Here is a 22,532-nt window from a genome sequence, read left to right on the forward strand (position 1 = left end):
TAGCCGGCACCCATGGCAGCACATTTGGATCTAGAAAAACTGAGCCTATGACCAGACCAAGCCAAATGAAATTTCTAGAACCTATCAATTTTATTTTATTGGAGAATTTTACTTCCTCATCGCCTAAAGAGTAATTAGATTTATTTTTGATATCAAACAGATAGAATACTACCAATAAAATAAGTACAGCCACAAACCATGGGACAATGTTGTGCTCCAAAGTCCAGAAAAATGGTACTCCCTTCAAGAAGCCTAAGAACAAAGGTGGGTCACCTATAGGTGTTAATGAACCGCCAACGTTACTAACTATAAAAATGAAGAATATAACATGGTAAGCTTTGATCCTTGTTTTATTCAACCTCATAAAAGGTCTTATCAATAGCATTGATGCTCCCGTTGTTCCAATCAAATTAGCTATTACCGCTCCCAGTGCTAACAACATAACATTAGCCATTGGAGTCGCCTTCTTATCGATATCTATCATGATACCACCAGAGGCAATATAAAGAGCCGCCAGTAAAGCGATAAACTGTACATACTCAGCCAAGGCATGTACGGGACTATGGGTATTATGAAGTACAAATAAATAGTAGGCTACTACCAGTAGTGCAAAGACTACTGCCACTTTAGGATAATTCTTATGCCAAAAATGCTCATAGAACAATGGGCCTGTGGCAATCATTATTAATAGAATTACAAAGGGAAGTACAGTCCATGCTGGAGGCATATGAGCTTCCTCGTGTCCTTCTCCGTCAGCAGTGCCGTGTTCTTGATTATGTGAATCATCACTTGCATGATTATCAACAGACTGCTCAACAGTGGTGGTGGCTTTTGTTTCCTCTTTAGCCGTTAAGACGTTGATGGAAATAAAAGAAAAAAATATTACTAAAAAGCCTACTAGTGTTTTATTCACAAAAGGAAATTTTCATTAAAATTTATCGAAATACTAACTCTTTTACAAAGTTGTGTCATTCAGGCAAAGCCCAAATATATTGAATTAGTAGTAATCAAATATTACCATTAAAATTAAATACTGTTAAGTTTTGTAATTTATACAAGCTGGTTCAAGGCTATTTCAAAAGATGTTTTGGCTATATCTGTTCTTGACTGGTTTTTCTTATAAGTCTTTTCAAGAGCCTTTCTTATAATATTAGACGTATCATCAAAAATTGATTCATCTGTCAATTCCACCTCACTTTCCATTAAAAAGGCAAAAACTCGAGCCATTCCACAATTTGCAATAAAATCTGGAATTACCGAAAAATTACTGTCAGCATATAAGCCCGTAGGACCAAAGAATATTTCAGGATCTGCGAATGGCACATTAGCACCACAAGAAAATACCTCCAATTCTGATGAAATCATTCGTTCAACCTGATCTTTTGTAATTAATCGAGAAGCTGCCGCTGGTATAAAAATTTCAAAATTCAGATCCCAGATTTTTTCATTGATCTCGTCAAACGGGATCATGTCAGGCGTGCTTAGCTTATTTCCATCCCTTGTTAAGAACAATTCTCTAATTTCTTCATGAGAATATCCTTCCTCTTTCATCACTCCGCCATCCCTATCAATGATACCTACAATTTTTACTCCTATTTGAGAAAGGTAAAACGCTGCAGCTGCAGCCACATTGCCCCAGCCTTGAATAACTGCTCTTTTGGTATTTACATTGCCTCCCCAAATATCATAGTAATGCCTAATTGCCTCGGACACGCCAAATCCCGTGATCATGTCAGCCACTGTATATTTCTTACTTAGTGAAGGAGAATACTTCTCACTTTCCAAAACCTTGATAACGCCTTGTCGCAATTGACCAATTCTATTGATCAACTCTGGTTCTCTTGGCTGAAAGTGGCCATTGAAAACACCTTCTTGCGGATGCCACACCCCAACATCTTCGGTCATAGGTATTACTTCATGTATCTCGTCAACATTCAGATCGCCACCTGTTCCATAATAATATTTTAGTAAAGGTTTTACTGCCGCATACCACCTTTCCAACACTCCCTTCTTTCTAGGGTCATTCGGATCAAAGTTAATTCCAGATTTAGCACCTCCAATAGCTGGGCCTGACACTGTAAACTTAATCTCCATTGTTTTGGCCAGTGATTCTACCTCGCGTTTATCAAGCCCCTGGCGCATTCTGGTGCCACCCCCGGCAGCACCTCCTCTTAAAGAATTAATAACAACCCAGCCTTCTGCCTCAGTCTCAGGGTCACTCCATTCGAAAACGATTTCAGGTTTCTTGTTCTCAAATTTATCTAGAAGTTCTTTCATATAAGTTTAAAGTTGAATGTTAGCGTAGGCCGCAAAACTAAGGAATTTTAAACATCAAAAACCAACCATAATACCAGCAGAAGAATCCTTACTGGCTCCGGTCACCGATGAAAGACAATTAACTTCATTTCTCACTCTTAAAACTCCTAAAAAGGCAAAAATCAAAGCTTCCTTATAATCAACTATCTTGTAATCAGGAACAATCAACTCTTTCCCAGAATCAAGATGATTTATAATTCTTTCAATCATATACTCGTTTTTTGCACCACCACCCGTAACCAGAACCTTGACCTCTTGCTTTGGAATTGAATTTATAACATTGGCAATCTGAATGCTTATGTGTTCAACGGCCGTGCACAGCAAATCTTGAAGGGAATAATTATCCGTATTTAATTTCTTATGGATATTATGATCTACCCACTCATAACCCAGAGACTTAGGATGTCCATCCTTATAATAAGGAAGTGAGTTCAATTCTGATAATAAGTCGTTTATCACGCTGCCAGATTTGGCTAGCTCTCCTTTATCATCAAATGACTTCTCAACAGTATTCATCAAATAGTTGATTGGCATATTGCATGGAGATATATCAAAAGCTATTCTCTTATCATTAGTGTCAAATGAAATGTTAGCAATACCACCCAGATTCAAGCAGCCTTCATAGTCCTTGAATAACAACTTATCACCAATAGGTACCAGAGGTGCGCCCTGACCTCCGAGCGCCACGTCTATAGTTCTAAAGTCAAAAACAACTGGCAAGCCAGTTTCTACATTTATTATATGTCCATTTCCAATTTGGAAGGTCAACCTTTGCTCTGGCTGATGAAATATGGTATGTCCATGGGATGCAATGAAGTCAAAATTGGAATTTCTTTTAAAGTCATTCACAACCTTGCCATACCATTGCCCAAGTTCAATATCCAGTTTTGCCAATTTCTGACCACTAAGTGTGGTACTTTCTTTTAGCAAACCCTGAAGTTGCTCTGTGTAAGGAATAGTGGTTGCTCTTTCAATTTCAAATGACCAGCCATTCTCTGCTTTCGAGAAATGACAGTGTGCAATATCCAGTCCATCAAGTGATGTTCCAGACATCAGCCCAATTACACTATATCTGTCATTTTTTTTCATAATTTTAAGGTTCCAATCAGAATTTTAAAGACCAAAAATTATGCGACCATTGAATTTTTGTGTCTTTGTTAAAATTAATCGATTATAATAAAGTCTTAGGCTTCTTCAATGTTTCAATAAGCAGGCATGAATTTAATTATAGATTTTGGCAATACGTATGGCAAGGTTGGTTTATTTGAAAAAGATGAATTAATCAAGGTTCTGAGCCCTGTAGAATTGAAGGAGTTACCTGCAATTGAAAAGGAATACAATCCGAAGCATTGCATTATCAGTTCTTCATCAGTTAATCCAAGTACCATAACAGAGTACATAAAGACAAGCACTTTAACACTTAGCCATAAAACTTCCTTGCCTTTTAAAATTGGATACAAAACTCCAGAGACACTTGGGCTTGATAGAATTGCAGGTGTTGCAGGTGCATACTTTAAATACAATGGCGCTAACAGCTTAGTGATTGACTTGGGCACGTGTATTACTTACGATGTGCTTATTGACAATAGCTATCTTGGCGGTGGTATCTCACCAGGAATGCACATGCGTTTGAAGGCACTAAATACTTTTACCGCCAATTTGCCGTTAGTTGAGCCTATAGAAGAAGCCCCTTTAGTTGGTGATACTACTGCAAATTCAATTTTAAGTGGAATAATCAATGGAATAGCGGCCGAAATAGAGCAAATAATTCGGATGTATAGTGACAAATACGGAAGTTTGCAGATTATTATTTGTGGGGGTGACAGCATTTTTTTTGAAAAAAGGCTCAAAGCTAGCATATTTGCAGCCCCTGAATTGGTTTTGAGAGGTTTAAACGGGATTTTACAGTATAATGTATCATAGAAAAACAAGCCGGTTTCTTTCGGTATTGACAGTGTTGTTGGGGTTTGCGATGGTTGCAAATGGTCAGGCTACAAAATCACCTTTCACATCTTTAGGTATAGGAGATATTATTGATAATAGTTTAGCACACAATCAGGGTACTGCTGGTTTAGGTATTAGTAATGGTAGTTACTGGCATTTAAATAACATGAACCCTGCTCTACTTCCTTATAATTCATTAACAGTATTTTCTGCAGGTTTTGTTGGCGTTAATAGTAACCTAAAAAGCAATGGCGCCAGTGAGCAGCACGGGGGAGGTAACATCAATTATTTGGCTACTGCTTTTCCAGTAATGCCAGGCAAATGGACTACCGCCATAGGCTTATTACCTTACTCAAATGTAGATTACAATTTCAGTTATACTTCAACAGTAACTGGTAGCACAGATTTAGTAGAGATTAGCGAAGAAGGTACAGGAGGTTATAATCAGCTTTTCTGGTCTAACGGCTATGCTATAAATAAAAGATTCTTTGTAGGTGTAAAAGCAACTTATTTATTCAGTTCAGTTGAAAAAAGATTTTCCAATACCATTCAGGATATTGGCAATGTTTATACTCCAATAGTAAATAGCAGAATCAACCTTTCAGATTTTGTTTTTGGAGCTGGACTTGCTTTCAATCAAGACTCTATATTTAATTCCAGGATTCAATTTAAAGCTGGATTAACGTATGATTTTGAATCAAATGTTAATGCAAAAAAATTCGAGAGTTTTGACAGAAGTGTTGGGGGTCAACCTGCCATTTCATCTGATACATTAGTAAATAACCAAAGAGGAGCAATTGTACTCCCAAGTGCGATAGGTGCTGGCATTTCATTTAACAGAGGTCTTAAATGGATGGTTGGTTTAGATGTAAAAATGCAGCAATGGTCTTCTTACCAGAACTTCGAAGGAGAAAATACGGATTTAGATGACAGTTATAAGGTAACATTAGGTGGAGAATTCACTCCAGACCCATCTTCGGTTACAAGCTACTTTAGCCGTGTAACTTATAAATTAGGGGCTTCATATGAAAATACGCCCTATGTTATAAATAACAACAACACTTTAAACCAAGTTAAGGATATTGGCATTAATTTTGGATGGTCTTTGCCAGTGGGTAGATATTCAAGTTTTGACATGGCCTTTAGATTTGGAAAAAGAGGAAGCGTTGACAAAACTTCAATTGAAGAAAACTATTACAAAGTTTACCTGGGAATTACATTCAATGACCAGTGGTTTATTAAAAGGAAGTATGATTAATTTTAAGATTATGAAAAGATCTAGTTTGAAACACATTTTATTGTTCTTAGTATTTGCGGCACAGGCGAGCGTAGTAAGCGCTCAGTGTGACGATTGGAAATGGCCTGAAGGTGAAATGAAGGCAACAGCAGAAGAGAAAAATGTGCTATACACAGATGCATTAAGAAATAGCAACTTTGAGGCTGCTAAAAAGCCTCACCAGTGGATTCTTGAAAATGCACCTGATCTTAACACTGCCATCTACATTAATGGTGAGAAAATATACAAAGGCTTAATGGAGAGCACTAAAGATGAAGCTCAACAGCAGGTTTACTTTGACTCATTAATTATGATGTACACTATGCGTGTTAAATATTGTGGTGAAGAAGAGGCTGTAATAGTAAGAGAGGCTTACGAAACTTATAAGCAGAATGCAAGAAAGGTAAGTGAGTTGCCTAACATGCTTGAGCTTTTTGACAGAGCTTTTGAGCTTAAAGGTAATGACATGGATTACTACGTGATACTTCCTTATATGAGTACAGTAGTAAATAATGCCAAGTATGTTAAGAAATTGACTGAAGTTGAGATTCTGGATAGATATGACAAAATCATGAGTATCATTGATTATAATCTTGCAGAAGGCAATGACGATGAGAGATGGAACAGTTACAAGTCAAAGGTTGACGGTATGTTAGTGTCTGTAGTTAAAGTTGACTGTGATTTCGTTAGAAACAACTTAGGACCTAAATTCAATGACAACCCAGATGACTTAAAACTTGCTAAGAAAATTTTCGGTTTCATGTTGAACGGAAAATGTACTGATGATCCATTGTGGTTAGAAGCCGGTAAAAAAATACAGGAAAAACAGCCTGAGTTTGGACTTGCCAAAAACATTGGATTGAAGTTAAAAGGTGAGAATAACGAAGAAGCTGAGAAATTCTTCACTCAAGCTATCAGTCTAACTGAAGATCCGGGTAATAAAGCAGATATGTACATTCAGTTAGGTACAATGAAGTCAGGTTCTGCTGCAAGAGAAATGTACAGAAAAGCTTTAGCTGCTGATCCTACTAAAAGAGAAGCTTATGGAGCAATTGGATATCTATACTATGGTAGCTTCGAGAACTGTGCTGGAAAACAGGATATCGTAAAAGATAGAGCGGTATTCCTTGCAGCATACGATATGTTCGAAAGAGCTGGCAATTCAAAAATGATGCAATCTGCTAAAGAGCAATTTCCATCTAAAGAAGAGATATTCACATACAACTACAATGCTGGTGCTTCAATCACAGTTGGATGTTGGATAGGTGAAACGACTACTATTAGAACTAGAGACTAATATTATAAACTTGAAAGAAAGGCCATGGAAGTTATTCTATGGCCTTTTTAGTTGATGAAAGCAATTAAAATCATATCACTCCTCATCATTATTTCGGCCTGTGGCAACACAGATAAAGAAATTGATGACCTTCAACCTTATGAAGGCCCTATCAATATGGCAGAAGATATGGTTTTATATCGTAGCGAGTCGGCTACAATGCGGGTTAAACTTATAACTCCTAAATTTCTTGAGTTTGCCAGCGGTGACAGAGAGTTCCCAGAAGGAATTTATATGGAATTCTTTGATGAAACCGGAAAAATGACCACCACACTAAAAGCCGATGAAGCCAAATACTTCAAAGAGGAAGACCATTGGCGAGGCAGAGGCAATGTGGTAATAAAAAATATTGAAAACCAGCAAGAGCTTGATACAGAAGAGCTTTTCTGGAAACCATCTGAAGAAAGGATGTTCACAGAGAAGTTTGTCACGATTAGGCTGCCAGACCAAGTGTTATATGGCAAAGGATTAGAAGCCAAGCAAGACTTTTCTGAATATACGATTAAGCAACCTGAGGGCGAATTTTATATTGATGAATAAATTATCCACTACTCTTATATTCTCAGCTACTGTAGCACTTTTCATAATTGCTGTACACCAAACCATCACCTTAGGCTTCTCCTATTCGTACTGGATTTTTATGTTAACTATAAGTCTATTATTTTTATATCAGCTCATGAAGGGTAAAGATCGATCTTCCAACAAATAATGGACTTAAACTTACTCCTGCCAATATTGGCCACCTTAATGCTTTCAGCATTTTTTTCAGGTATAGAAATAGCCTTTGTTTCCGCTGACAGGCTCCATATTGAGCTCCAAAACAAAAAAGGCATTTGGACGGATAAAATTATCTCCAAGTTCATTCAGAATACTTCTCGCTTTATTAGCACCACGCTCGTGGGCAATACGCTAGCATTGGTGATCTATGGTATTTATATGGCTAGATTGCTTGATCCAATAATCCGGGAGTCATTACCTGCCTTATTGTTAAATGAGCCAACAGTGATGATTTCGCAGACAATTCTATCAACGATACTGGTCTTATTTACAGCAGAATTTTTACCTAAAAGCATTTTCATGATCAACCCCAACACCATGTTGAGGGTATTTGCTTTGCCAATGGATATCATCTACCGACTGATGTATCCCGTTGTAGTTTTGATCGTTTCTTCTTCGAAATTTATAATCACTAATATCTTCAAGCATCCTTATGAGGATGATACGCCAGTATTCAGATTAACCGATTTGAATAACTATATCAAGAACACGATTCTGGCAGATGAGGAATCAAATGTTGAGGTTGATACTAAAATATTTAACAATGCCCTTGAATTCAAGACCATAAGAGTTCGTGAGTGCATGCTACCTAGAACTGAGATTGTGGCGGTAGAGGTTGAAGATACTATTGAAGAGCTCAAGCAAGCTTTTATAGAAAGTGGGCATTCAAAAATATTGGTTTATAGAGATTCGATTGATGATGTCATAGGTTACTGCCACTCATTAGAGCTTTTTAAAAAGCCTAAAAAGATCGAAGATATTCTGACTCAAATAGTTATTGTTCCAGAAACCATGCTGGCTAATGAGCTTATGATTCAATTCATCACTGAGCGCAAAAGTCTTGCCCTGGTAGTCGATGAATTTGGAGGCACATCAGGTATTGTCAGTATAGAAGACATTATTGAGGAGATATTTGGTGAAATCCAGGATGAGCATGACGATGAGGATTGGGTAGAACAGGAAATAGACAAAAACACTTATATCTTCAGTGCAAGACATGAGATTGATTATCTAAACGATAAATACAACTGGAATTTACCCATAGGCGACTATGAAACCCTTGGAGGCATGATTTTAACATTGACAGAAGACCTTCCAGATGTAGGAGAAATAATAGAACACCCACCATATACTTTTACCATTCAGTCTACCAATGACATACGAATTGAGACCATAAAATTGGAAGTGGCAGAGCATTAAATATTCAGTTTTTCATCAAATAATTTCTATAAAAAAAAGGTAGTTTGATTTTAGTGATATACTCATTAAATTTGCGCCTCTTTTAGACTTAAGAAAGTAATAAAACAAGCAAGATGGCATTAATAAATACATTGAGGAATAAGATGGGAAAATTCATAGTTGCTGCGGTAGCGATAGCAATTATGTCTTTTGTGTTGGCGGATCTTTTTGGTCCTAACTCATCTATAATGGGTGGTGGAAATGATGTTGGTGAAATAGCCGGACATGATGTTTCACTAAAAGAATTTCAAAACGCTGTTCAGGAAAGAGAGAATAATTACATCCTCAATTTTAACAGACAAGCTACAGACAGAGAGAAACCAACTTTACGTCAGCAGGCATGGGATCTTTTAATCACGCAATATGCTTTTGAAAAGCAATATGATAAAGTGGGTGTTTCTGTAACTGACGAAGAAGTTTGGGACATGCTACAAGGTAAAAACATTAATCCTTCCCTTCAGCAGGCATTTACAAATCCTGAAACAGGCCAGTATGATAGAGAGCAATTTCTGTCTTACTTACAGCAGTTGCCAAACCTTGACCCTAACGCTCAGGTTCGCTGGGAGCTTTTCAAAAAAGACTTAGGCCCGGGAAGAAGAAGATTAAAGTATGAGAATCTGCTATTAAACACAAATTATGTGACTAAGGCAGAAGCTATGAAAGAGTACAGCGCACAAAATGATGTGGCTGAGGTTAAATACCTTTATGTTCCTTTTTATGCTATCAGTGACTCTTCTATCACAGTTAGTGACAGTGAATTAAAAACTTACTACAACGAGCACAAAGAACAATACAAGGTGGATAACACAAGGTCTCTAAGCTATGTGAGCTTCGACATCATTCCATCAGCAGCTGATACTGCATTCGTAAAAGAAGAAATGCAAACGCTTAAGGAAGAATTCAAAACTGTACAAGATGATTCAGTATTTGCAGGTTTGAATACAGATAGTGATACATTCTTCGGACAGTATCACCCAGGAACACTTCCTGCACAACTAAAAGCAAATATTGGAAATCTCACAAAAGGTGACGTACGCGGACCCTACCTTGAAACTGAGGGTTACAAACTATATAAAGTAACGGACATATATGAGGATACTACAGGATATGCTAAAGCTAGTCACATCCTTGTCAAGGGTGAAGATGATGAAGCAAGAGCAAATGCAAGAGACATCCTTAGACAAATAAAAGATGGTGCAAACTTCGAAGCTATGGCTCGTGAGCACGGTACTGATGGAACTTCAACAAAAGGTGGCGACCTTGGTTGGTTCTCTAAAGGTAGAATGGTTGCCGAATTTGAAAAGCCAGTATTTGAAGCTACTACAACGGGTCTTTTAAATGATGTTGTTAAAACTCAATTTGGTTACCATATCATCAGAGTTGATGAACTAAAAACTAACACTGGTTACAAAGTAGCTACTATTCTAAGAGAAGTATTGCCAAGTGATGAAACTATCAATGCTGCTTACACTAAGGCTGATTTATTTGCAAACAGTGTAGATGACATCGCTAGCTTCGAATCTCAGGCTGCTGCAGATACTGTACAAATAGGAAGAGTTAGCACTTTAAAACCTAATGATAGAAGAGTATCTAATTTAGGTGAAGCACGTCAGGTTGTTCAGTGGTTATTCACTGATGCTTCTAAAGGTTCTATTTCACAAGTATTTGAACTTGATAATGCCTATGCTGTAGCAGTTATGACTGGCGAAATTGAAGAAGGCTACAATGAATTCAATATTGTTAAACTAGACATTACAAATCAAGTTAAAAATAAATTAAAAGGCGAGCAGATCATTGCTAAGCTTAACGGTCTATCTGGAAGTTTGGATGAGAAAGCAGCAGCCTATGGCGATGACGCTAATGTTTATTCTTCAAGCAACTTATTATTAAGCACAACTTCTTTGCCAAGTGTTGGTTTCGACCCTGAGGCAGTTGGTAAAGCATTCTCTTTGAACTCAGGTGAAACATCTGCTCCTTTTGCAGGTCAGAATGGCGTCTTGATAATCACAATGGAGAACTTGACTACTGCTCCTGAAATAGCTGACTATGCTACTTACAAAGATCAGATTCAGCAAAGAGTAGCTGGCCGAGTAGGCTACAACATCGCTGAAGCTATTAAAGAAAATGCTGATATTAAAGATGAACGTTACAAGTTCTATTAATTAAACAGCTTAATCATTATTACTAAAAGCGGGATTTTTATCCCGCTTTTCTTATTTTAAGGAAATATGCACGAAGATTCAATCAAGTCTTTTAAAGAAAAATTGGATAATGAATACCAATGGCCTTCTCTTTACTCATTTAAGTTTATAGTGCCTAAGGGGAAAGAGGATGAAGTGAAAGTCATATTTCATCAGCATGAGGTAAAGGAAAAAGCCTCCAGCAAAGGAAATTATATAAGCATTACAGCCAAGGTGATGGCACAAAGCAGCGACACGATAATTGATTATTATATCAAAGCCAGTAAGGTAGAAGGTGTTATTGCCTTATAAATTTTATAAGCTATGTGGAAAGAAGAAAATAATACGCTTGTCAAATCATTCAAGTTTAAAGACTTTATAACAGCTTTCGGTTTTATAAGCAGTGTGGCGATTGTAGCAGAAAAAATGAACCATCACCCTAATTGGTCAAATGTCTATAATACTGTTGACTTTCAGCTTAATACCCATGACGCTGGAGACATAGTGACTGACAAGGATCACAAACTGGCCGCTGCTATTGATGAACTAGCACAAAATTTCAACTGAGTTGGAAGACAATACACAGTTATACCTTGTCCCCACCCCTATTGGTAACCTGGAGGACATTACTTTAAGAGCGCTTAATATTTTAAAATTCGTTGATGTTATTCTTGCAGAGGATACCAGAACATCAGGCAAGCTTCTGAAACATTATGAAATATCAAAACCTCTTCAGAGCTATCACATTTTTAATGAGCACAAGACTGTAGAGCAATTAATACAGCGCTTTCAAAATGGAGAAGTAATGGCATTAATTTCGGATGCAGGTACTCCTTCAATATCAGACCCTGGTTTTTTGCTTGTTAGAGCATGCCTTAAAGAAGATATAAAAATTGAGTGTCTACCAGGAGCAACTGCTTTTGTTCCGGCCTTAGTGAAGTCAGGATTGCCATCAGATCGTTTTGTTTTTGAAGGATTCCTGCCACACAAAAAAGGGCGTAAGACAAAATTAGAGCTAATAGCAAAAGAAGATCGCACGATTATTCTTTATGAATCACCTCACAGGTTGGTTAAGACTATAGATCAGTTAATAGAAGTTCTTGGTGAAGAAAGGTTGGGTTCAGTTTCCAGAGAACTGACAAAATTATATGAGGAAACTGTTAACGGAACACTTCAGGAGATAAAAGAACATTTTAGCAAAGGACAGGTTAAAGGAGAAATTGTTATCATAATTGATGGAAAAAAATCTTAAAGGCCTAATTCCAACTCTTGCTATATCTACGGCCTTAGTCACTATTGGCCTACTAGCAGATAATCTTTCAGTAGTTCTGTTATTTGCTCTTGTCCCAGTTTTTATAATTTTAAAAGACTCCATTGCTAACGGTGATACTCCGATAAAATATGGACTGGCACTTGCTCTGTCATTATCAATTGGTCCTATGCTGGGGTTTCTAGTTACAGGCAATTCATTTGACTTTTATCTTTTCATTTACCCTCTAGGTGTAGCACTAACTACAAGCCTCTATTGGCTGGTTCAAAAGAACCTGAATAGCAATTTAGGATTGGTAACTTTTGTTATTTACTGGCTGGCTTTCGAGTACTTTGCTTTGCTCATCAACCCTGAATTGGGAAACTATTTTGTATTTGGTGCATTATCAAAACTGCCAGTTATTAACTTTTCGCACTTTACAGGATTTTTAGGATACACTTTGTGGGCACTTGCTTCAAATTTAATATTATCCTTTGTTTTGTATGATGCTAATGGCCCCTTCAAAATTAAGCTCAGGATACTAAGCCTTGTCTATGCAGCCATAATCATAACCTCTCCCCTTTGGCTTTCATTAATTTGGAATATTGATGGAGATAACATTTCAAGACAGCTAATGATTGACAATTATTCAGGACTTCCACTAGAAAACACTGACTATCTTGAAAAAGGAGAATGGTTAGGAAGAACTTCTGCCTGGGTGGCAGTGTTGCTAACAATATACGCCCTGGTAAAAAAGAAAATAACCAAATGAACCTCTTACCTCAAATATTAGATCAGCTGAGACCTGTTATTTTACAAACGGGTCAGTTTATCAGAGACGAAGCCATGTCTTTTTCCACTGATAAAATCGAGCATAAGGGCTTTAATGATTTAGTAAGTTATGTCGATAAGCAAGCTGAAATTCAACTAGTAGAAGGTTGTCATAAAATTCTTCCCGAAGCGGGATTTATTACAGAAGAAGGCACAAGCACAAAAAAGAGTGATGAATATAATTGGATCATCGACCCCTTGGATGGCACAACGAATTTCACTCATGGGCTTCCAATATACTCGATTAGTGTGGCACTAATGCAAAATGAGAAAATTGTATTAGGGGTGGTTTATGAAATTAATAAAGATGAATTTTTTCATGCAATTGATGGACTAGGTGCCTTTTGCAATGGTGAGACTATAAGTGTATCTAACAACAGTATGTTAAAAGACAGCTTATTAGCCACAGGCTTTCCCTATGCCAACTTCGAAGGTATGGATGCTTACCTATCCATTTTGAATTCTTTGATGCAATGCACTCATGGTTTAAGAAGAATGGGAAGTGCAGCGGTAGATCTTGCCTATGTAGCATGCGGCAGATTTGAAGGATTCTTTGAATACAATCTCAACTCCTATGATGTGGCTGCCGGGACTTTGATTGTCAAAGAAGCTGGCGGCATTGTCAGCGATTTCTCAGGAGGCTACAACTACATTTTCGGAGGAGAAATAGTGGCAGCCAATGCTGTTCATTCTGAGCTGTTGAATATCATTAAAAAAGAATGGAATAACAGTAAAGGCTAAAAGAACCAATCCTTTATCTTTGTCGTTACCTAATCATGATAGAAGAACTACTAATAGGGGTTATATTTTTGGCAGCTGTAGCATATGTGGGTAAATCAATCTACGATAGCTACAAGGGTGAGTCAGGCTGCTCTAAAGGCTGTGGTTGCGATTCTCCAGTGCATCAATTCAAGAAGGCCAATTCTAAAAGCTAAGCCCAAACTGTGGTGCCCTCCGTGCAGTTCTTGCACATTTCTATTTCTGATCTTGATTTCAAAAGCGATTTCCTAAATTGACGATATGGCTCGCTCTTCCATATTTCTTTAAACGAGCTTCCTTCTACTTCACCCAAAACATGATGTGCGTCCTTATCAAAGCAACATGGCACAACCTTTCCATCCCAGGTAATTACACTCGAATGCCACATCTTCCAGCAATGGTTAAGTAACATACTCTTTATGCTGTAAGTACCATCAGCCTGTTTCTTATACCTTGAATATTTATCGCTATCGGGAATTAATGGTGATCCATTCTTATGATCATAAATCTGTGCTGTCTTCAGCAATACTTCATCAACTCCCAGCTCATCGGCTAGCTGGTAAACCTCGTCAATCTGATGCTCATTTGGCTTAACCACCAAAAACTGAAAAATAATATGAGGGGTTGAGGACTTCAATTGTCTTTTCCACTTAATAATATTCCGAGTTCCATCAATAACCTTTTGCAACTTACCTCCCACTCGGTACGCTTCATAAGTTTCCTGTGATGTGCCATCAATAGAAATAATTAACCGATCAAGGCCCGATTCAATAGTATTTTTAGCGACCTCCTCAGATAGGTAATGTGCATTCGTTGAGGTAGCTGTATATATCTTCCGCTTAGAGGCCTCTTTGACAAGCTGTAAAAATTCAGGATGCAGGTAAGGCTCTCCTTGAAAATAAAACAATAAATAAGACAATGTAGATTTTTGAGCCTCCATCACATTCTTAAACAAACTCCCGTCAAGCATGCCTGTGGAACGAGTGAAAGACCTTAAACCACTTGGGCATTCAGGACATCTCAAATTACATGAAGTTGTTGGCTCAAATGACAGGCTAATGGGCTGTCCCCAATGAATCGGGCTTCGGGTTATCCTTGAAAGTAAATAGCTAAAAACCAATAGCAAAGCATTCCATGACCTGGAAGGTCTGCCTACCTTCATTATAAAATTCAGCCCATCTACAAATTTCGCTTTCACGAGCTAAATATAAGACACAAGCCTTTTAAATAAGTTGGATATGATAAGTAAATTGAAATACCTATCTTATAATTTCTATTGTCAACCAAAACAATCAATCCACAAATGAAAATCAATCAGAACCTTATCATTCTTCTATTTATCCTTTTGTGCATTCCTTCATTCGCACAAAAAAAGAAATCTAAATCCGAATCAGGCGTAACCTACGATGAGAAGTTATACAGTGCTATGACATGGCGTAACATCGGTCCATTTAGAGGTGGCAGATCTACTACTTCCTCAGGAGTAATTGGAGATCCTTTGACCTATTATTTTGGGTCAGTTGGTGGTGGCGTTTGGAAAACTGATGACGCGGGTATTAATTGGAGAAATATTTCTGATGGCTTCTTCAATGCTACTTCTATTGGAGCCATATCTGTAGCTGAATCTGATCCTAATGTTATTTATGTAGGCACAGGAGAAGCATGTATCAGAGGTGTGATGACCTCTCATGGTGATGGTGTCTACAAGTCTACCGATGCAGGTAAAACATGGACTCACATCGGACTGGATGGAACGTCTCAAATTTCTGAAATAAGAATTCATCCTAAAAATCCAGACGTTGCCTATGTGGCCGCACAAGGTAGTCCTTATGAGCCAACGGCAGAAAGAGGTATCTACAAAACAGTGGATGGTGGTAAAAATTGGAAGAAGGTTCATTTTGTAGCCAATAGCAGCGGTGCTAACAACCTTTCTATGGACATGAACAATCCACGAATCTTATATGCTGCTTATTGGGATCATCAAAGAAAACCATGGTTTGTTAGAAGTGGTGGCGAAGGAAGTGGCATTTATAAAACTACAGATGGTGGTGAGACCTGGAAAAAACTAGAAGAAGGGCTTCCTAAAGCCTTAATGGGTAAAATTGGAGTGTCTGTTAGCAGAGCTAACTCGAACAGAGTATATGCCATTGTTGAGTCTGAAGAAGGTGGCTTATACCGTTCAAATGATGGTGGCGAAAAATGGATACTGCTTAATAAAGAAAGAGTGTTGAGGGCTCGCTCATGGTATTATATGCACGTTTTTGCCGACCCAAAAAATGAAAATGTAGTTTATGTTCTTAACGCCCCACTAATGAAATCAATTGATGGGGGTAAGACCTTTACTCCAATCGGTGTACCTCATGGAGATAATCACGATTTATGGATTAATCCAGAAAATCCATCGAACATGATAAATTCAAATGACGGTGGCGCTAATGTTAGTTTCAATGGTGGTAAAAGCTGGTCAACACAAACGAACCAGCCAACCGCTCAATTTTATAGGGTAAATGCAGACAACAGGTTCCCTTATTGGGTTTATGGTGGACAACAGGACAATTCGACAGTTGCGATACCAAGTAGAACTGACGATTTTTCAATTGATTGGAAAGACTGGATAGCAGGAGTTGGTGGTGGTGAAGCCGCCCATGTTGCATTCAATCCAGACGATCCAACCTATATCTATTCATCAAACATAACTGGGTTTATTGATGAATATAATTTGGAAACCGGCAAAGCTAAAGCCATTAAGCCTTACCCCGTTTTTGACCTAGGCGAGCCTTCAGATGAAATGAAATACCGTTACAACTGGAATCCTCCAGTAATGGTATCAGCGCATAACCCTAATGTTATTTACTATGGAAGCAATGTCCTTCACAAATCATCTAACAGAGGACTTAAATGGGAAGATATTTCACCAGATTTAACAAGAAACGATACCGCCAAACTTGGTTTGATGGGTGGCCCGATTACCAATGAAGCAGCAGGTGGTGAGACTTACCATACTTTAATGTCAATTGCAGAATCGCCACATGAGGCTAATGTGATATACGCAGGAGCGGATGATGGCCTCTTACATATAACCAAAGATGGTGGCAAAAACTGGAAGAAAATTACGCCTGCAGGTGAGGGAATAATCAACTCAATCGATGTTTCGCCTCATGATCCAGCCACGGTTTACATTACCGTGATGAAATATAAATTCAATGATTTCACCCCTTATATCTATAAAAGCACAAATTATGGTGACTCATGGTCGTTAAAGACTTCAGGTATTCCGGCAAAAGTATTTGCCAGAGTAGTGCGGGAAGACCCGAGCAGAAAGAACCTTCTTTATGCAGGTACAGAATCAGGTATTTATATAAGTTTTGATGGCGGTAATCAATGGAGTCCATTGAAATTAAATCTACCAACAGTATCAGTGCTTGATTTAAAGGTTCATGGAAATGACTTACTTGCAGCAACCAGCGGCCGTGCGTTTTGGGTTTTAGATAATCTTACACCACTCCATCAGGTGGATGAAGAGGTTAAAAATGCTAGTGTCTATTTATACAAACCAGATGATGTCATTAAGACAGGTGCCTTTTATATGGATGTACCAGTAACTGGTGCTGGAAAAAACCCCTTCCCTGGAGCACATCTTAATTTTTATCTGAAAAGTGTTAGTGAGAAAGATACTATTCCTCTGAAGTTAGAAATTATGGATAGTGAGGATAAACTACTTAGAACTTTAAGTACTGATAGTGAAAAAGGTTGGAATAAAATTGAAAAGAAGGAAGGCATGAATGTAGCCAAATGGGATTTAAGGTTAGAAAATATAGAGCCTGCAGAAAGTGTTTATATTATGGCACCTCCAAACTTGGGTATGCAAGGCTATCAGGTTGGTCCTGGTGAGTACAGTGTAAAACTCACCTATGGTGACTACACCCAGGTACAAAAATTCACAGTAAAGCCTGATCCAAGAGATAAAATTAGTATGGCTGACATCAATGCTCAACAAGATATGCTTGGCCATATTTATGAGAATATCGATGATTTATACGAATCGCTGAAAAAGCTTCAGCAGGTGCGCCAGCAAGTAGATCAAATGATGGAAAGGGAAGCAAATGATGAAGACATTAAAAAAATGGGAGATGGCATCAATGAAAAAGTAGACAAGGTTGAAGGTGAATTAATATCTCCTAAACAAGAGACTTTTCAGGATGTGGTTAACTTCAGAAATAAGCTTGATGTTCAATTGTTCCAGCTAATGCAGACCCTGGATGGAAGCATTCCACCGCTTACAGATGGTGAAAAAGAACTTTTTGATGAGCTTCAGCAAGAATGGAACAAGCAGCGTGAATCAGTCAATGGAATTTTAAATAATGACATTCCCGCTTTCAATAATTTACTTAGAGAAAAAGGAGTAGAATATATAGCTCCTAAAAAGAAGAAAGAAGATAATAAGGAAGAGATAGGCATGTAGGTTAAACTAGTGCCCCTGTCAACTAATAGATACATTAATTGGCTATTTTGCGAAAATCAGATCTTACCAAAGGTCTGATTTTCGCATTTTTATTAGGTAGAATCAGTCATAATGCTGAACATTAAGATTTGTAAAATCATCACAGAAATATGAGAGCTTTACTGGTTTCAATATTAATGCTCATAGCTGGCAGTATCACCGCTGATTTAGCAGCCCAGAATATTACACTTTCTGAGAAAGCTGAAATCAATATTCTTACCTGCGGCCCCTTTCAGGGGGAGCTATACTCTGCCTTTGGCCATAGTGCTATTAGGGTTCATGATCCTGTCAATGGGCTTGACCTGCTCTACAACTATGGTGTTTTTGATTTTGATCAGCCTAACTTCTATTTAAATTTTGCCAGGGGTAATCTCAATTACAAACTGGCTGTTATGGACTATACCAGGTTCAGAGATTATTACATCTATTATAATCGCTATATCCATGAGCAGGTACTAAATCTAAATACTGAACAGAAGCAAAAGCTATTCAACTTTCTGGAATGGAATATGAAACCAGAAAATCAGTATTACTTGTATGACTATTTCTATGATAACTGTGCCACCCGTGTTAGGGATGCTCTTATTACAACTTTTGGCGATGCTATCACTTTTGATGGATCTTATATAGAAACAGACTACAGCATCCGTGATTTAACAGATGTCTACCTTGCACAGCAGCCTTGGGGTGATTTAGGTATTGATATCTGTTTGGGGCTACCCATGGACAAAACGGCCACTCCTTTTATGTATATGTTTTTGCCTGATTATATTGAAAGCAGCTTCAATCATGCGACAATAAAAAATGACAGTACTTCAGAACCATTGGTCAAATTCACTAAAAAGACTTACGAATCAAGACCTGAGGAAGTGCCTTCACAAATATTTACTCCGCTTGTTGTTTTTAGCATTTTACTAGCCATAGGCATATTAATCACCTATTTAGGAATAAAAAAGCAGCGGCTTTTTATTGGTTTTGATGTAGCTCTTTTTCTCGTTACCGGAGCTATAGGATTACTTTTATTTCTACTTTGGTTTGCTACAGACCATAGAGCTGCGTCCCATAATTTCAACCTTATTTGGGCCCTGCCAACAAATCTGGTGGCCGGATTTTTGCTACTTAAAAAAGAAAAACCAGCATGGCTAAAAGGTTACTTTTTATTCACACTGAGTTTAAGTATTTTAAATGTTGTATTCGGGTCTTTTCTTCCGCAGCAATTGCACTATTCTTTGGTTCCTTTCGTTGCACTAATTAGTTTAAGATCGTACTTTCTGTATAGGTATCTTAATAGACTATAAAACAGACCTGAGACTGAATTTGTGAAGTAGGCTTTAATTAACATCTGTTACCTCATTATGGCATTTCTGAAGAATAAACTAATACTAACAATACTTCTGTGTTCAATTTCAATCGTTTTAACACAAGCACAGAAGGTAGACCAGGATGAGCTGGCCACTTACACCTCCAAGTATCCTGAAGATCAGGCCATCTTTCTTAAGTATTATGAAGACGTAGATATTAAAATAAGTGGCGACTCATTAATAGTTACTACAAAAAACCTCAAGGAGACTTTACACCTTGGAGATAAATCAAATGTCTATGCCAAAGATGGAATCTACTCGTCCAGCTTTTATAAAAACGAAAAAATATCTGCCCGAACATTAATCCCTGAAAAGCGGAAATTTAAGGTTATTGAGGTTACTGAGTTTAAAGAATCCTTTGACAAAAGCTCTTCTGTGTTTTACGATGATGGCAAAAGCATCAACTTCATATTTCCTGCAGTTCAGCCCGGAGCACATACCATTTTAGAATATGAACAAAGGATTAAGGATCCTAAATTCATCGGCTCATTTCTGTTTCAAAACTACTTGCCCATTGTTCATTCTAAATTCACTGTTACGGTTGACAAGGGTGTTGATATTAGATTAGACATCATAAACAATGAAGCTAATCTGGTAAAGCAGAAAACAGAAGATCTTGGTAAAAGAATCAAATATACTTTTGAGTGTAATAATGCGGAAAAGCTCAAAATTGAGGATGATGCGCCTCCCATCAGATTTACAGCTCCACACATCGCGGCTATTGTGCAAAAGTACGAGGCCAATGGGTCAACCTATCAGGTGCTAGCCTCACCAGATGACCTATTTAGTTGGTATTCCACATTTATCAAAGGGCTAAAGTCAGGAAATTATGCTAACATCAAAAAAGTGCTTGACGAGATTATAGTCCCTAATGATGAAGAGTTGGAAAAGGTCAAAAAGATCTTTCATTGGGTACAAAACAATGTGAAATACATTGCCTTTGAAGATGGCATGAGAGGGCTAATACCTCACAATGCAGAGTATGTTTGTGACAAGCGCTATGGTGATTGTAAAGACATGGCAAGCATTACGGTTAATATGCTTAACGCAGCTGGTATTAATGCTCATTTTACATGGATAGGCACCAGAGACATTCCATACAAATACTCTGAATACCCATCGCCTATGGTAGATAATCACATGATTGCTACCTATATCAATGACGGCAAATACTACTATCTAGATGCTACTTCTCAATACTCTTCCTATAAGTTACCCTCTTCTATGATTCAGGGTAAAGAAGCCCTAATAGCCTTGGATGAAAATGGCTATGAGATTAGGACCGTTCCGGTAATTGATAAGTCAATTAATATGAAAAGTGATAGCTCATTTTACTCTTTAAAAGATGGAAGTATTGTGGGCTCAGGAAATATGACTATAGCTGGTTTCCCTAAAGTTTTTAATAGTTATAACATGATCAAAAGCAGCAAAAAAGGCCTTGATGATTTTATGACTAAGTTCATGGGTAGAGGCAATAACAAGTTCTTTTTAGATGATTATCAGATTAGTAATCTTGATGATTTGGAGCAACCAATAGAGGTGAACTACAAATTTAGAGTGGAAGACTATTATCGCAAGATTGGCAGTAAAATATATTTTAATATGAACTTAGTCAAATCATTGACTGATAAGATCATTGATGATGAAAGAAAACAGCCCATTGAAAATGAATTCAATTACATTCACAAAAACACTTCAGTGCTTCAGATTCCGGAAAACTATGTGGTAAAACATCTCCCTGAAAATGTTAGTTATAAGAATGAGCTCTTTGGTTTTGACATTCAGTATATCCAGCAAGGAGACAAAATCATTTTGAACAAGCAGCTTTATGTTGATTATCTGCTTTTAGAAAAAGACCAGTTTGAATTGTGGAATGAAGGCATCAAAAAGTTAAGCGAAAGCTATCGCGATGCACTAATTCTGGAAAACGAGGGAGCATAAATAAACTATGATGAGAAAACTATTAACCATTGCCTTAGTTCTTGTACTAACATGGGCACAAGGACAGGAATATCAAAAATATAGCTGGGAAGAAGGCCGTAAATTAACTACGCTCTCTGATGATCAAAAAGACTTGCCATTTGTCTACGTCAAATATCATCATCAGTATGAATATACCTACGAGGCAGGTACCGGTGATTTGTACTTATATCAGACTGAACATCAAATTATAAAAGTTAATAATGACAACGCGCTAGCGCGAAATAACAGAATTTACATACCCATGCACAGTGCTCTGGATTTAGTAGATCTGCAGGCACGAACTATAACTAAGGATGGTAGGACCATAACATTTGACAAAAGTGAGATAAAAGAAATTAATGATGAAGAGTCAGGTTCTGGTTTCAAGATTTTCGCGATTGAAGGAGCAGAATTAGGTAGCGAAATAGAATATTATTATACTAAAAAATCATACCCGAGCTACTTTGGCAGAGAGTTTTACCAGTTCTCAGAACCACTTATTGATGGTACTTTTCTGCTACTGTCTCCTGGAAACCTTGAGTTTGAATTCAAAAGCTACAATGGACTGACTGATGTAAACTTTGATCAAGCCGAAGAAAGAAATATCTACACCCTAAAAACAGAAGATGTTGCCCCTTTAAAGAAGGAAGAATTTTCTGCTTATGATAATAGTAGACTGCGTCTGGAATTTAAATTATCATTCAATAAAGCTTCTAACCGACAATTATTTAAGTGGAATGATGCAGCCATGCTCCTCTATGACCAGGTTTACATTAAGGATAAAGAAGATGAGAAATTGAT

Annotated in this window: 20 protein-coding genes; 16 read left to right on the forward strand and 4 right to left on the reverse strand. The window is 37.6% G+C overall.

The window, feature by feature from the left end; genetic code table 11:
- The 3 genes from E1140_RS12630 to E1140_RS12640 all read right to left on the reverse strand — a co-directional run.
- On the reverse strand, positions 1-913 hold a 913-nt coding region (locus E1140_RS12630; protein ID WP_343034247.1), incomplete at its 3' end, for a sodium:proton antiporter.
- A 137-nt stretch (positions 914-1,050) separates the two neighbouring features.
- Positions 1,051-2,277: a Glu/Leu/Phe/Val dehydrogenase dimerization domain-containing protein gene (locus tag E1140_RS12635; protein WP_155184176.1), complete on the reverse strand. Its 1,227-nt coding sequence runs from the start codon at positions 2,275-2,277 to the stop codon at positions 1,051-1,053.
- A gap of 54 nt (positions 2,278-2,331) precedes the next feature.
- Positions 2,332-3,405 (reverse strand): anhydro-N-acetylmuramic acid kinase, encoded by a 1,074-nt coding sequence (locus E1140_RS12640; RefSeq protein WP_155184179.1) that lies wholly within the window; start codon positions 3,403-3,405, stop codon positions 2,332-2,334.
- Between the two features lie 126 nt (positions 3,406-3,531).
- Here E1140_RS12640 and E1140_RS12645 point away from each other — a divergent pair, with 126 nt between their 5' ends.
- From E1140_RS12645 to E1140_RS12700, 12 genes are all read left to right on the forward strand, one after another.
- On the forward strand, positions 3,532-4,239 hold the full coding sequence (locus tag E1140_RS12645) for a type III pantothenate kinase (RefSeq protein WP_155184181.1): 708 nt from the start codon (positions 3,532-3,534) through the stop codon (positions 4,237-4,239).
- Complete coding sequence (bamG, locus tag E1140_RS12650) at positions 4,229-5,518, forward strand: BamG family beta-barrel-assembly machinery protein (protein ID WP_155184184.1); 1,290 nt, start codon at positions 4,229-4,231, stop codon at positions 5,516-5,518. Before E1140_RS12645 ends, bamG begins: the two co-directional genes overlap by 11 nt.
- Positions 5,519-5,528: 10 nt before the next feature.
- Positions 5,529-6,833, forward strand: coding sequence for a tetratricopeptide repeat protein (locus tag E1140_RS12655; RefSeq protein ID WP_155184187.1), 1,305 nt, complete (start codon positions 5,529-5,531; stop codon positions 6,831-6,833).
- A gap of 54 nt (positions 6,834-6,887) precedes the next feature.
- The gene (gene lptC, locus E1140_RS12660) at positions 6,888-7,412 is read left to right on the forward strand and encodes an LPS export ABC transporter periplasmic protein LptC (RefSeq protein ID WP_155184190.1); all 525 of its coding nucleotides are present in this window, start codon (positions 6,888-6,890) and stop codon (positions 7,410-7,412) included.
- A gap of 168 nt (positions 7,413-7,580) precedes the next feature.
- Positions 7,581-8,849, forward strand: coding sequence for a hemolysin family protein (locus tag E1140_RS12665; protein ID WP_155184193.1), 1,269 nt, complete (start codon positions 7,581-7,583; stop codon positions 8,847-8,849).
- Positions 8,850-8,962: 113 nt separating this feature from the next.
- Positions 8,963-11,050, forward strand: a complete 2,088-nt coding sequence (locus E1140_RS12670; RefSeq protein ID WP_155184196.1) for a peptidylprolyl isomerase — start codon at positions 8,963-8,965, stop codon at positions 11,048-11,050.
- A 66-nt stretch (positions 11,051-11,116) separates the two neighbouring features.
- Positions 11,117-11,380, forward strand: a complete 264-nt coding sequence (locus E1140_RS12675) for a DUF493 family protein (protein ID WP_155184198.1) — start codon at positions 11,117-11,119, stop codon at positions 11,378-11,380.
- A 12-nt stretch (positions 11,381-11,392) separates the two neighbouring features.
- On the forward strand, positions 11,393-11,635 hold the full coding sequence (locus E1140_RS12680; RefSeq protein WP_155184200.1) for a 4a-hydroxytetrahydrobiopterin dehydratase: 243 nt from the start codon (positions 11,393-11,395) through the stop codon (positions 11,633-11,635).
- 1 nt (position 11,636) lies between these two features.
- The gene (rsmI, locus tag E1140_RS12685) at positions 11,637-12,320 is read left to right on the forward strand and encodes a 16S rRNA (cytidine(1402)-2'-O)-methyltransferase (RefSeq protein ID WP_155184203.1); all 684 of its coding nucleotides are present in this window, start codon (positions 11,637-11,639) and stop codon (positions 12,318-12,320) included.
- Positions 12,304-13,089 (forward strand): hypothetical protein, encoded by a 786-nt coding sequence (locus E1140_RS12690; RefSeq protein ID WP_155184206.1) that lies wholly within the window; start codon positions 12,304-12,306, stop codon positions 13,087-13,089. Before rsmI ends, E1140_RS12690 begins: the two co-directional genes overlap by 17 nt.
- Positions 13,086-13,889: an inositol monophosphatase family protein gene (locus E1140_RS12695; protein WP_155184209.1), complete on the forward strand. Its 804-nt coding sequence runs from the start codon at positions 13,086-13,088 to the stop codon at positions 13,887-13,889. The genes E1140_RS12690 and E1140_RS12695 overlap by 4 nt, the downstream gene beginning before the upstream one ends.
- A 35-nt stretch (positions 13,890-13,924) precedes the next feature.
- Positions 13,925-14,083, forward strand: coding sequence for a FeoB-associated Cys-rich membrane protein (locus E1140_RS12700; protein ID WP_155184212.1), 159 nt, complete (start codon positions 13,925-13,927; stop codon positions 14,081-14,083).
- Here E1140_RS12700 and E1140_RS12705 read toward each other — a convergent pair.
- Positions 14,080-15,105 carry an SPASM domain-containing protein gene (locus E1140_RS12705; RefSeq protein WP_425482027.1) on the reverse strand — a complete coding sequence of 342 codons (1,026 nt, stop codon included), beginning with the start codon at positions 15,103-15,105 and terminating at the stop codon, positions 14,080-14,082. The genes E1140_RS12700 and E1140_RS12705 overlap by 4 nt on opposite strands.
- A 105-nt stretch (positions 15,106-15,210) precedes the next feature.
- On the opposite strand from E1140_RS12705, the gene E1140_RS12710 reads away from it, so the two are divergent.
- The 4 genes from E1140_RS12710 to E1140_RS12725 all read left to right on the forward strand — a co-directional run.
- Positions 15,211-18,369 (forward strand): WD40/YVTN/BNR-like repeat-containing protein, encoded by a 3,159-nt coding sequence (locus E1140_RS12710; RefSeq protein ID WP_155184215.1) that lies wholly within the window; start codon positions 15,211-15,213, stop codon positions 18,367-18,369.
- A gap of 149 nt (positions 18,370-18,518) precedes the next feature.
- The gene (locus E1140_RS12715) at positions 18,519-19,706 is read left to right on the forward strand and encodes a DUF4105 domain-containing protein (RefSeq protein ID WP_246202883.1); all 1,188 of its coding nucleotides are present in this window, start codon (positions 18,519-18,521) and stop codon (positions 19,704-19,706) included.
- Between the two features lie 57 nt (positions 19,707-19,763).
- A complete protein-coding gene (locus E1140_RS12720; RefSeq protein ID WP_155184218.1) occupies positions 19,764-21,710 on the forward strand; it encodes a DUF3857 domain-containing protein in 1,947 nt (648 codons plus the stop codon).
- Positions 21,711-21,720: 10 nt separating this feature from the next.
- Positions 21,721-22,532 (forward strand): DUF3857 domain-containing protein (locus E1140_RS12725; RefSeq protein ID WP_185153565.1); only part of this gene is annotated, 812 nt, incomplete at its 3' end.

This window comes from Fulvivirga lutimaris (genome assembly GCF_009711525.1).
In the GTDB taxonomy this organism is placed as follows: domain Bacteria; phylum Bacteroidota; class Bacteroidia; order Cytophagales; family Cyclobacteriaceae; genus Fulvivirga; species Fulvivirga lutimaris.